Origin of the sequence: Virgisporangium aurantiacum (genome assembly GCF_016863635.1) — a bacterium.
GTDB classification, from domain to species: Bacteria; Actinomycetota; Actinomycetes; order Mycobacteriales; family Micromonosporaceae; genus Virgisporangium; species Virgisporangium aurantiacum.
The window spans coordinates 165552-179687 of record NZ_BOPG01000006.1 but is presented as its reverse complement, the minus strand read 5'-3'; the positions used below and the strand labels follow the sequence as shown (position 1 = coordinate 179687).

The window sequence follows — 14136 nt, the reverse complement described above, 5'->3', positions numbered from 1 at the left end:
CGCGAGGAAACCCCAACCACCGGTCACCGGGAGAGCTTAGAACGCGTGGGTAGCAGCCACCGCCCAGGCCACGAAACAGGGCCGTTAAACGGCGTCGAGCCCGATGCGGTCGAGCACCGTGGTGTGCAGTTTTCCGTTGGTCGCCACCGCGCTGCCGCCGCCGGGCCCGGGCCGCCCGGTGAGGTCGGTGAACTCGCCGCCCGCCTCCGACACGATCGGTACCAGCGCCGCGAGGTCCCACAGCGACAGTTCGGGCTCCACCATCACGTCGACGGCGCCCTCGGCGAGCAGCATGTAGCCGTAGAAGTCGCCGTACGCCCGGGTGCGCCAGGACGCCCGCATCAGGTCGAGCATCGCGTCGAGCTTGCCGACCTCTTCCCAACTGGTCAGCGACGAGTAGCAGAAGGACGCGTCGGCCAGCCGGGACACCCCGGAGACCTTGATCGGCGTCGCCGCCGCGGCGTGCCGGCCGGCGTAGGCGCCGTGCCCGACGCCGGCCCACCACCGCCGGCCGAGCGCCGGTGCCGACACCAGGCCGACCACCGGCTCCTCGTTGTCCATGAGCGCGATCAGGGTCGCCCAGATGGGCACACCGCGCACGTAGTTCATCGTGCCGTCGATGGGGTCGATCACCCACTGGCGGGAGCCACCGCCGGCGGCCGGCGCGGCGGCGCCGAACTCCTCGCCGAGCACCGCGTCGCGGGGCCGGGCGCGGCTGAGGGTCGCCCGCAACGCCTTCTCCACCGCCGTGTCGGCGTCGGTGACCGGCGTGAGGTCGGGCTTCTCGGTGACGTGCAGATCCTGAGCCCGGAACCGGGCCGATGAGATCGAGTCGGCGGTGTCGGCGAGCATGTGTGCGAGCGCGAGATCATCGGCGTACCGGGCCATACGTTAAAACGCTAGTCGACCCGGTTAGCGTGGCAACCATGAGACCGGACGTACTCTGCGGCCAGCTTGCCGAGCCAGACCGGTTACGCGTCTTCGCCGCCGTCGTTCTGGGTGCCGCCACGCCGGCCGATGTGGTCAACGCCACTGGCTTGCCGGTACGCACGGTGATGGCCGCGCTGCGCCGGCTGGAACAGGGCGGCCTGGTGGGGGCAGCCGGAGACGCGCTGGTCGCGGAGGTTTCGGCTTTCAAGGACGCGGTGCGGGAGCACGGGACGCCCGCGGCGCCGGCCGAGCCCATGGACCCCGACCGGCAGCGGGACGCCGTGCTGCGCACCTTCATCGTCGACGGCCGCATCCCGCACCTGCCCTCGGCGTGGGCGAAGCGGCGGGTGGTGCTGGAGCACATCGTGCTCGCCTTCGAACCGGGCGTGAAGTACCCGGAGAAGGACGTCAACGCGATCCTGCGGGCATGGCACGACGACCACGCGGCGCTGCGCCGCTACCTGGTCGACGAGTCGCTGCTGGACCGCGCCGACGGCGAGTACTGGCGCAGCGGCGGCTACGTCGAGGTCGAGTGAGCTCCGAACGTCACCTCGATCGCCGACACCTTCTCGTCGCGCCAGCGCAGCAGCATCAGCCCGTCGTCGCCGCTGGCGTCCCACATGAAGTGGGCCCGGGCGGTGTCCGGGCCGAGCGTCTCCACCGCTTCGAGCGTCATCGTGTCGGTGGGCGGCTGCTCGGCGTAGGCGACCGCGATCTGGTCGCGGCCGTGGAACGGGCCCACCGGCATGTTGGTGAACGCCATCTGGGCGTCGTCGGTGAGCGATGCCGTGAACGGCGCCCAGTCGCCGGTGCGGACGCACTCGTTGAACAGTTCGCAGTGCCGCTCGACGGCTCTCGTCAGGTCAGCGGTCAGGTCAGCCATGCGTCTTCTCCCCAGGATCAATGTCACCGGCACCGATATCCTCGCGGAACCGGTTCGGATCGTCACCCGCCTTCAGCGCCAGCAACCGGCGGTAAGACGCTAACCGGCGTGGATCCGCCCCGCCCTCCGCCACCAGCTTGTCCAACCCGCATTCGCCGCCGGCACCGGTGTGGTCGCAGTTCGGCGGGCACCGGGTGGACGCCTCGACCAGGTCCGGGAATCCGTGCAGGAGGCTGTTCTCGGTGACGTGGGCCAGCCCGAACGACCGCACGCCCGGCGTGTCGACGATCCATCCCACGTCGGCCGGCAACCGCAGCGCGACGGCGCTGGTCGACGTGTGCCGGCCCTTGCCGATCGCGCTCACCACCCCGACGGCCCGGTCGGCGTCGGGCACGAGCCGGTTCACCAGCGTCGACTTGCCCACCCCGGAATGCCCGACGAGCACCGACAACCGGCCTCTCAATTCCGCGAGGAGGGGGCCGAGCGGTTCGTCGGGGCGGCACAGCACGTACCGCGGGTCGAGTTCGGCGTAGTAGTCGATCAGCGCCTCGTGGCGGGCGAGGTCGGCCTTGGTGAGGCACAGCAGCGGGTCGACCCCGGCGTCGTACGCCGCCACCAGGCACCGGTCGATGAAGCCCGTGCGCGGCGGCGGGTCGGCCAACGCACTGACGATCACCATCTGGTCGGCGTTGGCCACCACCACGCGTTCCTGCCGGCCCTCGACCGTGCCCTCGACGTCGTCGGCGGTGCGGGTGAGTGTTGACGCACGTTCTTCTATACGCACGATGCGGGCCAGCGTGCCCGCGTCTCCAGTCGTGTCGCCGACAATATGGACCCGGTCACCGACGACGACGCCGTGCCGGCCCAGCTCGCGCGCCCGCATCGTGGTGATGCTGCGCCCCTCGTCGACCAGCCAGCAGGTGTAGCGGCCCCGGTCGACGGCGATGACGAACGCGGACAGGGCGTCGACGTGCTTCGGCCGTTGACGCGTGCGCGGTCGCGAGGACCGACCCGGCCGGATCCGTACGTCGTCCTCGTCGTACTCGCGTTTCCGAGTCAGTCGCTACCTCCCGCGGTTCCTTGCACCATTGCTGACCATAGTGCCGGAAACTGCGGAAGTGTCTTGGAGGTGCACGCGACATCGGTGAGGTCGACGCCCGGGACCGTCAGACCGATGACGGCGGCGGCGTGCGCCATGCGGTGGTCGTCGTAGGTTTCGAAGACCGAGCCGGTGAGCGGCCGGGGATGGATCTCCAGGCCGTCGGGCAGTTCGTGCACCTGGACGCCCAGCCGGCCCAGTTCGCGGGCCAGCGCCGCGAGCCGGTCGGTCTCGTGCGCCCGGATGTGGCCGATGCCGGTCAGGCGGGACGGCGAGTCGGCCAGCGCGGCGAGGGCGGCCAGCACCGGGGTGAGTTCACCGACCTCCGACAGGTCGGCGGTGAGCCCGTGGATGCGACCGGTGCCGCGCACCGTCAGGCCCTCGGGGGTCAGCGTCGCCTCGCCGCCCATGCCGGTGAGCAGTTCGCGGAGCTGGTCGCCGGGCTGGGTGGTGCCGATCGGCCAGTCCATGACGGTCACCGCGCCGCCGGTGACCAGCGCGGCGGCCAGGAACGGCGCGGCGCCGCTGAGGTCGGGCTCGATGTTCCAGGCCCGGCCGCTGAGGCGCCCCGGCTCGACCGTCCACACGTTCGGGGTGCTGTCGTCGACGGCGGCGCCGGCCAGGCGCAGCATCTGGGTGGTCATCCGCAGGTGCGGCGCGCTGGGCACCTTCGGCCCGTCGTGACGCACCACGATGCCGCGCTCGAACGCCCCCGCGGCGAGCAGCAGGCCGGAGACCAGCTGGCTGGACGCGGACGCGTCGATCGTCACCTCGCCACCGCCGACCCGGCCGGCGCCGTTCACCGTGAGCGGCAGCCCGCCGTTCGCCGACTCGATGTCGACGCCCAGCCCGCGCAGCGCCGTGATCAGCGGGGCCATCGGCCGCCGCCGGGCGACCGGGTCGCCGTCGAACGTCACCGGACCCTCGGCCAGCGCGGCGATGGCCGGCAGGAACCGCATGACGGTGCCGGCGAGCCCCACGTCGATCGCGGCCGGGCCGGACAATGCCCGGGACCGGACGGTCCACAGGTTGTCGTCGCGGGTCGAGACGTGCGTGCCGAGGGCGCGCAGGCCGCCGGACATCAGCTCGGTGTCGCGGGCCCGCAGCGGCGCCCGGAGCGTGCTGGTGCCCATCGACACCGCGGCGAGCACCAGCGCCCGGGCCGTCATGGACTTGGACCCGGGCAGGTGCACCGAGGAGGTCACCGGCCCGGACGCGGTGGGTGCCGGCCAGGGCACGGGGGTAGAGGTCGCTATCGCCACACCTACAGTCTGACGGCCGGGCGATCGCACCCAGATCGGCCGAGGGCCCTGCTCTTGGTAGCTGAGACGCGACTGCGTCGAACGGCGATCGCGTCCCCCGTCCGCTGGCGCGGCCGATGGACACGATCGGAGAAGAGCTGAACGGGTACCACAATTGGGTGACGATTTTGTCGGCGCTACCGTGAACATATGTGCGGTCGCTACGCCACCAGCCGGAGTTCGGCCGACCTGAGCGCGCTTTTCGACGCCGACGACGACACCGGTGACGGTCTGGAGCCCGACTACAACGTGGCACCCACCGATCCGGTGCCGATCGTGCGGATCTCCCGCAGCGCGGATGCCCGCGTGCTGTCGCGCGTGAAGTGGGGCCTGGTGCCCGCATACGCGAAAGACACCAAGGGTGCCGCCCGCCTGATCAACGCGCGTGCGGAGACCGTCACGAAGTCGGGTGCGTTCTCGCCGTCGTTCCAGAAGCGCCGCTGCCTCGTGCCGGCCGATGGCTGGTACGAGTGGTACAAGCGCGGCCCGAAGGACAAGCAGCCGTACTTCATGACCGATCCCGATGGCGACGTACTCGCGTTCGCGGGCCTCTGGGCGGTGTGGGGCCCCAAGGACGGGCAGGGTGACGAACGTGTGCTCAGTTGCTGCGTTCTCACCACCGCCGCGGTCGGCGATCTCGCGGTGGTTCATGATCGAATGCCACTGGTTCTTCCGCGCGACCGGTGGAACGACTGGCTGACGCTCGACCCCGCCGACGCGGAGGGTCTGCTGGAGCCCTCCGGGGCACTCGTGGAGCGCCTCGAGATCCGTCCGGTAGGTGCCCGAGTGGGCGATGTTCGCAATGACGGTCCGTCACTGACCGAACGGGTCGAGGCGCCGTTGCCGACCGCTTCCACCCCGGATCGCGCCGACCTAACACTATTTTGACCGCATTTATACACGTAAAGTTTTTGCTTTCTCTGCGTGAACCCTTGTATCGGGTGTCGCGAGTGCGATAGAACAACGCGCCGGGCGGGCTTTCATTCGTACGCCACGATGGCGTTTGCGAAACGAAGGTCCGCAATTCTGTTGTGCTTACCCACGGGGGAGGTGGGTGAATGACCCGGGCGCGGATGCCTCGCCCGCACGAGGTCGCTTCGGCACGGCGCGACCCACGTCTGCAACGAGCGGTTGCGGAGCGTGGTCTCGACCCTGCCTGGCGCACGCGCGGAGCGTGTCAGACCGTCGATCCCGAGACGTTTTTTCCGGCTCCGAGTGAACCGGCCGACGCCGCGGTTGCGCTGTGCCGCACCTGCGACGTACAGGGTTCGTGCCTGGCCTGGGCGCTCGAGGTTGGTGACTGTCACGGTGTGTGGGGGGCCACGACACCACGGGAGCGCCGCGCGATGCTGGTCGCGTGGCGTGGCGAGCAGCAAAACCAACCGGTTGATTCGCCGATCCGCGAAGAACCGTTGCTGCTGCCGTTGATTCAGCTGATCGCGCCGCCGAAACAGGTGGCGGTTCGCGATCCGGTGGGGGCAACGGCGGGGTAACCCGCAGACTTGTCACGTGCGTGAGATCGGCACGCCGGTGGGTCCGGCGCAGGTTCAGGTCGACGAGCCGCCGGCCGAGGTGCGGGCGGTGCTCGTGCTCGGTCACGGGGCGGGTGGTGGGGTCGACGCACCCGACATCCTCGCGGTCCGCACGGCCGCCCTGGCCGTGGGCGTGCGGACCGTGCGGGTCACCCAGCCGTACCGGGTGGCGGGTCGTCGAACGCCGGCTCCGGCCGGTCAACTCGACACGGCGTGGCTCGCCGTGCTCGAAGAACTGCGCCCTGAGTGGGGTGGGCTGCCGGTAGTCACCGGCGGTCGGTCCAGTGGTGCGCGGGTGGCCTGCCGTACGGCGGACGCCGCGGGGGCGGCGGGCGTGGTGGCACTGGCTTTCCCGGTGCACCCGCCGGGGCGTCCGGAGACGACGCGGCTGCCCGAACTCGCCGCGGTCGCGGTGCCGGTGTTCGTGGTCAGCGGCGAGCGGGACCCGTTCGGGGTGGCGCCGCGGGCGCGGGGTCGGAAGGTCCTGGTGCTGCCCGGGGCCGTCCACGATCTGCGCAAGGGTGTCGACACCATCGGCCCGGCACTGGTCACCTGGCTCGCGCGGCACGGGTGGGCCGGGAAGAGATCGCGGTCCTGACGTGTTGCATGCCCTGGGCGCCGGAGTGCCGGTGCCCGCGCATACATCGAAAGGAGCGCGGTCCTTGATCCCCACCCGGGAACGTGACCCGCGTTGGTTGGCCTCGGTGCTGGCCGGTCCGGAATGGCCGGTCACCGGCTCCTCCGGCCTGCCGGCGTTCACGTCAGAAGGAATGTCCCCCGGTACCGCAACGGCGGGGAGCGTATCCTCGCGGGAACGGTCGAAGGGGGTCTCCCGCGTGGTGCGTACTGAACGGTCCGACGAACGGCAGGCCCGCTTCGAGCGGGATGCCCTGCCCTTCCTCGACCAGTTGTACGCGGCCGGCCTGCGGATGACCCGCAATGCCGCCGACGCGGAAGACCTGGTGCAGGAGACCTTCCTCAAGGCCTTCGCGGCCTTCCACCAGTTCGAAGAGGGCACCAACCTCAAGGCGTGGCTGTACCGCATTCTCACGAACACCTACATCAACTCCTACCGGCGGCGGCAGCGGCAACCCGTGCAGGCCCCCACCGAGGAGATCACCGACTGGCAGCTCGCCGAGGCCGAATCGCACACGTCCAGCGGGCTGAAGTCTGCCGAGACCGAGGCGCTCGACCGGCTGCCCGACTCGGACGTCAAAGATGCGCTGCAGGAGCTGCCGGAGGAGTTCCGGCTGGCGGTGTACCTCGCCGACGTCGAAGGCTTCTCCTACAAGGAGATCGCCGACATCATGGGCACGCCGATCGGCACCGTGATGAGCCGGCTGCACCGCGGCCGGCGCAACCTGCGCCGTCAACTCGAGCAGTACGCCGTCGAGCGCGGGTTCACCCGTGCCCCGACGCCCGAACGCGAGGTCATGTCATGAGTTGTGGCGATCCGCACGATACGGACTGTCGTGAGGTACTCGCCGAGGTGTACTTCTACCTCGACCTGGAAAGCACCGACGAGCGACGCGATCTGATCCGCCATCACCTCGACGAGTGCTCGCCCTGCCTGCGGGAGTACGGCATCGAGCAGGAGGTGAAGGCGCTGGTGGCGCGCTGCTGCGGCGGCGAGACGGCGCCGACGGAGCTGAAGGCGCGGCTGCGCAGCAAGCTCGCCGATCTCGTCTTCGAGCAGGAGAAGCACGAGTTCCTCGCGGAGTAGGGGCCACCGCACCTCGAACACCGGCCCGCGCGGGCACCACCCGCGATCGGGTGCGTCACCGTGCCGAGCGAATGAATTTCGCTGCGCGCGTGATTGGATTGGTCCGAACGAGCTGCTGTGCTCGTTCGCTGGCCTTGCCGGGCCAGCTGCCCGCGACACAAGGGAGTGACGGGTGGCCGAGGAGATCCGGGCCGAGATGGTGGCCAATGTGTGGAAGGTCGAGAAGGCCGTGGGCGACACGGTCGCCGACGGCGACACGTTGGTGATTCTGGAGTCCATGAAGATGGAGATCCCGGTCGTGGCCGAGATCGACGGCGTGGTCGCGCAGATCGCCGTCAACGAGGGCGACGTCGTCCAGGAGGGCGACCTGATCGCGGTGGTCGAATGATCGTCGTCCGCCCGGCGGAGCCCGTCGACTATCCGGCCGTCGCCCGGCTGACCGTCGACGCGTACCAGGCCGACGGGCAGCTCAACGAGGCCGCCGCCAGCTACGCCAACACGCTCGCCGACGTCGCCGCGCGGGCCGAGGCCGGCGCGCTGCTGGTGGCCGTCGACGGTGGTGACGTCCTGGGTTCGGTGCTGTTCGTCGAGCCGGGCTCCCAGTACGCGGAGCTGTCGCGGGCCGGCGAGGCCGAGTTCCGGATGCTCGCGGTCGACCCGGCCGCGCAGGGACGCGGGGTCGGGCGGACGCTGGTGCAGGCCTGTGTCGACCGCGCCCGCACCACCGGGTGCACCGCCCTGGTGATCTGCGTGCGCGACTTCGCCCTTCCGGCGCAGAAGCTGTACCAGTCGCTCGGGTTCGTCCGGGTGCCCGACCTCGACTGGTCGCCGCTTCCCGACGTGAAGTTGCTGGCTCTGCGGTTAGACGTCCACCAGGATCACGGCGGGCTTGTCTGACCGCAGGTCGTGTGCGAGGAACGTGGCCGTGGCCCGGTTGCCGACCCCGATCACGTACCGGTCGACGCCGCCCGGCACGGCCTTGATCTGGAAGGCGAAGTTGCACCGACCGCCCTCTTCGACACCGGGCAGCAGGGTGCCCGCGGCGAGCGTGTGCCCGTCGGGGTCGGCGACCCGTACCGCGCCGCCCGCCTGAACGTCGTTCGCCTCGGGTGGCGCGGTGCACGGTATGCCCGCTGTCGGCGTCCCGCTGGCACTGGGAACCGCGGCGGGTGAGCCCGACGCGGCCGGGCCTGATCCGGCGCGGAGGCCGATGGACACGTAGCCGCGCAGGACGAACCCGTCGGGCTTGTTCGATCCGCGCTGCCCCGAGCTCAGGAACCCGCAGCCGGACAGGGCGAATCCGGCGACCAGGACGACTGCGACAATGCGGCGCACCGTGCGAACGCTACTCCCCGCGGCATGCGACGCTTGCTCCGTGTCCACCCTGCGCGACCTGGTAGAAGAGCACGCCACGCTGGCCTCGGCCGACGTCGAGCACCTGCACCGGCTGGCCGGCGACTGGCAACTGGTGTCCGACCTGTCGTTCGCCGATCTGCTGATGTGGGTCCCGGTCGGCCGGCGCGGCGAGTTCATGTGCGTGGCACAGGTCCGGCCGGTCACCGCACCCACCGCCTACCAGGACGACCAGGTCGGCCGGATCGCCGGTGGGCCCGAGGTCGCGCACCTCGCGGTGGCCCGGCACCAGGGCCGCATCTGGCGGGAGGGCGACCCCGTCTGGTACGGCGACACACCGGCGCGGCACGAGGCCATCCCGGTGCGGCGGGTCGCCGGCGGCACCGGCGGCGGCTCCGGCGAGGTCATCGCGATCATCGGCCGCGACACCAACCTCTCCACCGCGCGCACGCCCAGCCAACTGGAGCTGAACTACCTCACCACCGCCGACGACCTGGCCCAGATGATCACCGACGGCGCGTTCCCGCCGATCCGCCATCCGGGCGAGACCACCAGCGCGCCGCGCGTCGGCGACGGTCTGGTGCGGCTCGACGCCAGCGGCAAGGTCACCTACGCCAGCCCCAACGCGCAGAGCGCCTTCCGGCGGCTCGGCCTGAACGCGCACCTGGTCGGCGAGGACCTCACCGCGATCTTCGCGCGGCTGGCCACCGACCCGCTCGAGGGCAGCGACATGGGTGAGCGCATCGCGGCGGCGCTGCGCGGCGAGGCACCGGCCCGCAAGGAGATCGAGGCCCGCGGCGCGACCGTGCTCACCCGGTCGCTGCCGCTGATGCCGGCCGGCGTGCCGATCGGAGCGCTGGTGCTGATCCGCGACGTCACCGAGGTCCGGCGGCGGGACCGGCAGCTGATGACCAAGGACGCGACGATCCGCGAGATCCACCACCGGGTGAAGAACAACCTGCAGACGGTGGCGGCGCTCCTGCGGCTGCAGGCCCGCCGGGTCAAGCAGCCGGCGGCCCGGGAGGCGCTGGAGGAGTCGGTGCGGCGGGTCGCGTCGATCGCGTTGGTACACGAGACGCTGTCGCACTCGTCCGACGAGATCGTGGAGTTCGACGGGATCGTCGACCGGGTGGCCAAGGCCGCCGCCGAGGTGACGGCGTCCGAGGCCAAGGTGACGATGCGCCGCGACGGGACGTTCGGCGTGCTGCCGGCGGAGATCGCCACGCCGCTGGTGATGGTGCTCAACGAGTTGCTGATCAACGCGATGGAGCACGCGTTCGAGAAGGGCTCGCAGGGCGAGGTCGTGGTGCGGATCCAGCGCACCCGCAAGGAACTGACAGTGGTGGTGGCCGACACCGGCCGGGGTCTGCCGGAGGGCTTCGACCTGGCGTCCAGCGACCGCCTCGGGCTGCAGATCGTACGTACTCTCGCCACCGGTGAGCTGCGCGGATCCATCGACCTCCGGGCCGGTGGCGCGGGCGGTACCGAAGCGGTGTTGTCATTACCCCTAGCAAAACGGTAGGATTTATAGCTAGGCCCGAGGAATGAGACGAACCTCACCTTGTTCCGCCACTCCTGACTCGGTCATGGCACCATGGACCGCATGGTGCCAGGCTTGCGGCTGATCAGCCGTCGTCACGTCGACTTCGGTCGCGTGCGCAGCGCCATGTGTCCGGCCGTCTGATTGTCGCCCGCTCTCGGGCGCGCTGACGTGCCGCCTCCCTCGACACCGTAGTCGCCCCCATCGTTCGAGATGGGTGCTGGTTGGTGCCTCAGCGTCGTCCCAAACCGAAGGACGCCGCATCGATGACCGTCACAGAAAATCCACCAACCCCGCGATCACCCGGACGCACGCCGCCGGCGGCCCGGGCCGCGCGGAAGCCGCGCGGCGAAGGCCAGTGGGCGGTGGGCCACCGCGAGCCGCTGAACCCCAACGAGCGCATGAAGAAGGACGACGGGGGCCTCAACGTCCGCCACCGCGTCGAGACGATCTACGCGCACCGCGGCTTCGCCTCCATCGATCCGCAGGACCTGCGCGGTCGGCTGCGCTGGTGGGGGCTCTACACCCAGCGCAAGCCCGGGATCGACGGTGGGCGCACGGCCGTGCTGGAGCCGCACGAGCTCGAAGACGAGTACTTCATGCTGCGGGTGCGCATCGACGGCGGTCAGCTGTCCGTCGCGCAGCTCCGCACGATCGCGAGCATCTCGCGGCGGTTCGGTCGCGACACCGCCGACATCACCGACCGGCAGAACATCCAGCTGCACTGGGTCCGCATCGAAGACGTGCCGACGATCTGGCAGGAGCTCGAAGCGGTGGGCCTGTCGACCACCGAGGCGTGCGGCGACACGCCCCGCGTGATCCTGGGCAGCGCGGTCGCCGGCGTCGCGGAGGCGGAGGTCATCGACCCCACCGAGGCGATCGACGAGATCAACGAGCGCTTCATCGGCGACCCGTCGCTGGCGAACCTGCCGCGCAAGTTCAAGTCGTCGATCTCGTGGCTGCCCGACACGCCGTACGAGTCCAACGACATCGCGCTGCTCGGAGTGATCCACCCCGACCACGGCCCGGGCTTCGACCTGTGGGTCGGCGGCGGCCTGTCGACCAACCCGCGGCTCGCCGAGCGGCTGGGCGCGTGGGTGCCGTTGCACGAGGTCGCCGAGGTGTGGCTCGGCGTGGTGCAGATCTTCCGCGACTACGGCTACCGCCGGCTGCGGAACCGGGCCCGGCTGAAGTTCCTGATGGCCGACTGGGGCCCCGAGAAGTTCCGCCAGATCCTGGAGACCGAGTACCTCAAGCGGCCGCTGATCGACGGGCCGGCGCCGGAGCTGCCGGAGCGTCCCATCGATCATGTCGGTGTCCACAAGCAGTGGGACGGGAAGTTCTACGTCGGCGCGGCGCCGATCGCCGGCCGGGTCTCCGGCACGCTGCTCGACTCGATCGCCGCTCACGCCGAAGCCGCCGGCAGCGACCGGGTCCGGCTCACGCCGTACCAGAAGTTCATCGTCTGCGACGTCGATCATGATCGCGTGGAGACGCTGGTCCGTGCGTTGCGCTCAGAAGATCTTGAGGTGACGCCGTCAGCATGGCGCCGCGGCACGATGGCGTGTACCGGCATCGAGTTCTGCAAGCTGGCGATCGTCGAGACGAAGGCGCGGGCCGCCGAGCTGATCACCCACCTGGAGTCCCGGCTGGCCGACTTCGACGTCGACATCTCCATCCACCTCAACGGTTGCCCGAATGCCTGCGCCCGCACGCAGGTCGCCGACATCGGGCTCAAGGGCCAGCTGGTTCCCGGCCCGGAGGGCGAACTGGTCGAGGGCTTCCAGATCCACCTCGGTGGTGGGCTCGGCCTGGCCGCCGGTCAGACCGCCGGGTTCGGCCGCAAGGTGCGCGGCCTGAAGACGACGGCGGCAGAGTTGCCGTCGTACGTCGAGCGGATCGCGCGGCGGTACCTGGCCGAGCGCACGTCCCGCGACGAGTCGTTCGCCGTGTGGGTCTCCCGCGCCGACGAGGACTCGCTGAAATGAGCGAACGCGCGGCACCCATGTACTGCCCGTACTGCGGCTCGGAGGACCTCCGTCCCCACGAGGCTTCGCACGGCGCCTGGGAGTGCCGGTCGTGCGTCCGCGTCTTCTCCGTCAAGTTCATTGGACTCTCGCCCACCCTGTTGGAGGCAAAGCGATGAGCACCGTTGCTGTTGATTTGAAGTCCCTCGCCGTCGAGGCCGCCGCCCGGCTCGAAGGCGCATCCGCCGAGAAGATCGTCGAGTGGGCCGCCGGTGAGTTCGGCGAGCGGTTCTGTGTCACCAGTTCCTTCGCCGACGCGGTGCTCGCGCACGTGGTGTCGAAGGTGGTGCCCGGCATCGACGTCGTGTTCCTCGACACCGGCCTGCACTTCGCCGAGACGCTGCGGGTGCGCGAGATCGTGCAGCGGTCGCTGCCGGTGACCGTCCGCTCGGTCCGGCCCGACCAGACCGTCGCCGAGCAGGCCGAGGAGTACGGCCCGAAGTTGTGGGCCCGCAACCCCGACGAGTGCTGCGCGCTGCGCAAGATCGAGCCCCTGGAGCGGGCCCTCGACCGGTACGACGCCTGGGCCGCGGGCCTGCGTCGCGACGAGTCGCCGTCGCGGGCGAACACGCCGGTGGTGCAGTTCGAGGCCGCGCGCGGCAAGGTCAAGGTGGCGCCGCTCTACAACTGGACCCAGGCCGACGTCGACGCCTACATCTCGCGCCACAACGTGCCGGTGAACGCGCTGCTGCGGCAGGGCTACGCGTCGGTCGGCTGCTGGCCGTGCACGAAGCGGACGCCGCCCGGCTCCGACCCGCGCGCCGGTCGCTGGCCGATGTTCGACAAGTCCGAGTGCGGTCTGCACAAGTGACCCTGGTTCTGGTGGCGCACGGGTCTGCCGACCCGCGCGCCGCGTTGCAGACCCGGGCGCTGGCCCGTGCGGTCGGGGGAGTGGCCGCGTTCCTCGACCACGCCGGTCCGCGTCCGGCGTCGGTGCTGCGCGACCTGTCGCTGGCCGGCCACCGGTCGGCGGTGGTGGTCCCGTTGCTGTTGACGTCGGCGTACCACGGCCGGGTCGACCTCCCGGCGGCCCTGGCCGGCCTGGAGTTGGACGTCGCCCTGGCCGACGTGCTCGGCCCGGTCGACGGCGTGGTCCCGCCGGAGTTGCTCGACGCCCTCGCTCTTCGGTTGGGCAGCGCGCTCCGGTCGAGTGGCTCCTACGACGGCCTGGTGCTGGCCGCGGCGGGCACCCGCGATGCGGACGCCCGGGAGACGGTGTCGCTCAGCGCCCGCGCGCTGGGCGAGCGCCTGGGCGTACCGTGCACGGCCGCGTTCGCGACGTCCGACGGCATGCGCCCGGCCGAGGCCGTGGCCCGGTTGCGCGCGGCCGGCGCCCGGCGGGTCGCGATGTCCGCCTACTTCCTGGCGCCCGGCAAGCTCTACGACCTGGCCGCCGCCGGTGCCCGCGGTGCCGGCGCGGTGGCGGTGACCCGTCCGCTGGGCGCTTCTCCCGACCTGGCGAGGCTGGTGCGCCGCCGCGCCGCTTCGGCCCGGGTCCTCGTCCCCGCGTAACCCGCCGCGTTGCTCACTGCGCGGGCCAATCCCGCAAGGTAGCGGGTCCACAGTGGACCTGCGTCACCGATCTTGCAGTTGTGCTCGCCGAAAAACGGGCGAATTCCGGCGAAAGGGCGGGCACAACTGCAAGATCGAGAACCGAGAGGTGTCCCCGACGTCGATCTTGCAGTTGTGGTGCCTGGTTCGTACGTATCTTGCCCTGTTTGTGGCCCACCACAACTGCAAGATCGACT

17 protein-coding genes are annotated in these 14136 nt (G+C 70.7%); 12 read left to right on the top strand and 5 right to left on the bottom strand.

The window, feature by feature from the left end; genetic code table 11:
* Positions 1-84: 84 nt before the first annotated feature.
* Positions 85-888 (bottom strand): histidinol-phosphatase, encoded by an 804-nt coding sequence (gene hisN, locus Vau01_RS04825; RefSeq protein WP_203987619.1) that lies wholly within the window; start codon positions 886-888, stop codon positions 85-87.
* Between the two features lie 38 nt (positions 889-926).
* Here hisN and Vau01_RS04820 point away from each other — a divergent pair, with 38 nt between their 5' ends.
* Complete coding sequence (locus Vau01_RS04820) at positions 927-1466, top strand: DUF2087 domain-containing protein (RefSeq protein WP_203987616.1); 540 nt, start codon at positions 927-929, stop codon at positions 1464-1466.
* Here Vau01_RS04820 and Vau01_RS04815 read toward each other — a convergent pair.
* The 3 genes from Vau01_RS04815 to aroA all read right to left on the bottom strand — a co-directional run bounded on the left by Vau01_RS04815 (position 1448) and on the right by aroA (position 4174).
* Entirely contained in the window at positions 1448-1813 is a 366-nt protein-coding gene (locus Vau01_RS04815) for a nuclear transport factor 2 family protein (RefSeq protein WP_203987614.1), read from the bottom strand. The genes Vau01_RS04820 and Vau01_RS04815 overlap by 19 nt on opposite strands.
* Positions 1806-2696 carry a ribosome small subunit-dependent GTPase A gene (gene rsgA, locus Vau01_RS04810; protein ID WP_239151303.1) on the bottom strand — a complete coding sequence of 297 codons (891 nt, stop codon included), beginning with the start codon at positions 2694-2696 and terminating at the stop codon, positions 1806-1808. The genes Vau01_RS04815 and rsgA overlap by 8 nt, the downstream gene beginning before the upstream one ends.
* Before the next feature lie 173 nt (positions 2697-2869).
* The gene (gene aroA / locus Vau01_RS04805; RefSeq protein ID WP_239151302.1) at positions 2870-4174 is read right to left on the bottom strand and encodes a 3-phosphoshikimate 1-carboxyvinyltransferase; all 1305 of its coding nucleotides are present in this window, start codon (positions 4172-4174) and stop codon (positions 2870-2872) included.
* 189 nt (positions 4175-4363) lie between these two features.
* Between aroA and Vau01_RS04800 the strand changes: the two genes are divergently transcribed.
* The 7 genes from Vau01_RS04800 (at position 4364) to Vau01_RS04770 (ending at position 8365) form a co-directional block, all read left to right on the top strand.
* On the top strand, positions 4364-5101 hold the full coding sequence (locus Vau01_RS04800) for an SOS response-associated peptidase (RefSeq protein ID WP_203987608.1): 738 nt from the start codon (positions 4364-4366) through the stop codon (positions 5099-5101).
* Positions 5102-5271: 170 nt separating this feature from the next.
* Complete coding sequence (locus Vau01_RS04795; protein ID WP_203987605.1) at positions 5272-5706, top strand: WhiB family transcriptional regulator; 435 nt, start codon at positions 5272-5274, stop codon at positions 5704-5706.
* A 16-nt stretch (positions 5707-5722) separates the two neighbouring features.
* Positions 5723-6343: an alpha/beta hydrolase family protein gene (locus tag Vau01_RS04790; protein ID WP_203987602.1), complete on the top strand. Its 621-nt coding sequence runs from the start codon at positions 5723-5725 to the stop codon at positions 6341-6343.
* Positions 6344-6407: 64 nt separating this feature from the next.
* The gene (locus tag Vau01_RS04785) at positions 6408-7187 is read left to right on the top strand and encodes a sigma-70 family RNA polymerase sigma factor (RefSeq protein WP_275423912.1); all 780 of its coding nucleotides are present in this window, start codon (positions 6408-6410) and stop codon (positions 7185-7187) included.
* Positions 7184-7468, top strand: a complete 285-nt coding sequence (gene rsrA / locus Vau01_RS04780) for a mycothiol system anti-sigma-R factor (RefSeq protein ID WP_203987599.1) — start codon at positions 7184-7186, stop codon at positions 7466-7468. Before Vau01_RS04785 ends, rsrA begins: the two co-directional genes overlap by 4 nt.
* A 196-nt stretch (positions 7469-7664) precedes the next feature.
* Entirely contained in the window at positions 7665-7856 is a 192-nt protein-coding gene (locus tag Vau01_RS04775; protein WP_239151312.1) for a biotin/lipoyl-binding carrier protein, read from the top strand.
* Positions 7853-8365, top strand: a complete 513-nt coding sequence (locus Vau01_RS04770) for a GNAT family N-acetyltransferase (protein ID WP_203987594.1) — start codon at positions 7853-7855, stop codon at positions 8363-8365. The genes Vau01_RS04775 and Vau01_RS04770 overlap by 4 nt, the downstream gene beginning before the upstream one ends.
* On the opposite strand, the gene Vau01_RS04765 is transcribed toward Vau01_RS04770, so the two are convergent.
* On the bottom strand, positions 8330-8803 hold the full coding sequence (locus Vau01_RS04765) for a hypothetical protein (RefSeq protein WP_203987593.1): 474 nt from the start codon (positions 8801-8803) through the stop codon (positions 8330-8332). The genes Vau01_RS04770 and Vau01_RS04765 overlap by 36 nt on opposite strands.
* A 40-nt stretch (positions 8804-8843) precedes the next feature.
* On the opposite strand from Vau01_RS04765, the gene Vau01_RS04760 reads away from it, so the two are divergent.
* The 4 genes from Vau01_RS04760 to Vau01_RS04745 all read left to right on the top strand — a co-directional run bounded on the left by Vau01_RS04760 (position 8844) and on the right by Vau01_RS04745 (position 13900).
* Positions 8844-10343 carry a sensor histidine kinase gene (locus Vau01_RS04760; RefSeq protein ID WP_203987591.1) on the top strand — a complete coding sequence of 500 codons (1500 nt, stop codon included), beginning with the start codon at positions 8844-8846 and terminating at the stop codon, positions 10341-10343.
* Between the two features lie 284 nt (positions 10344-10627).
* Complete coding sequence (locus tag Vau01_RS04755) at positions 10628-12349, top strand: nitrite/sulfite reductase (protein ID WP_203987589.1); 1722 nt, start codon at positions 10628-10630, stop codon at positions 12347-12349.
* Between the two features lie 154 nt (positions 12350-12503).
* Positions 12504-13199, top strand: a complete 696-nt coding sequence (locus Vau01_RS04750; protein ID WP_203987587.1) for a phosphoadenylyl-sulfate reductase — start codon at positions 12504-12506, stop codon at positions 13197-13199.
* Between the two features lie 2 nt (positions 13200-13201).
* Positions 13202-13900, top strand: a complete 699-nt coding sequence (locus Vau01_RS04745; RefSeq protein ID WP_203987785.1) for a sirohydrochlorin chelatase — start codon at positions 13202-13204, stop codon at positions 13898-13900.
* Positions 13901-14136 lie beyond the last annotated feature (236 nt).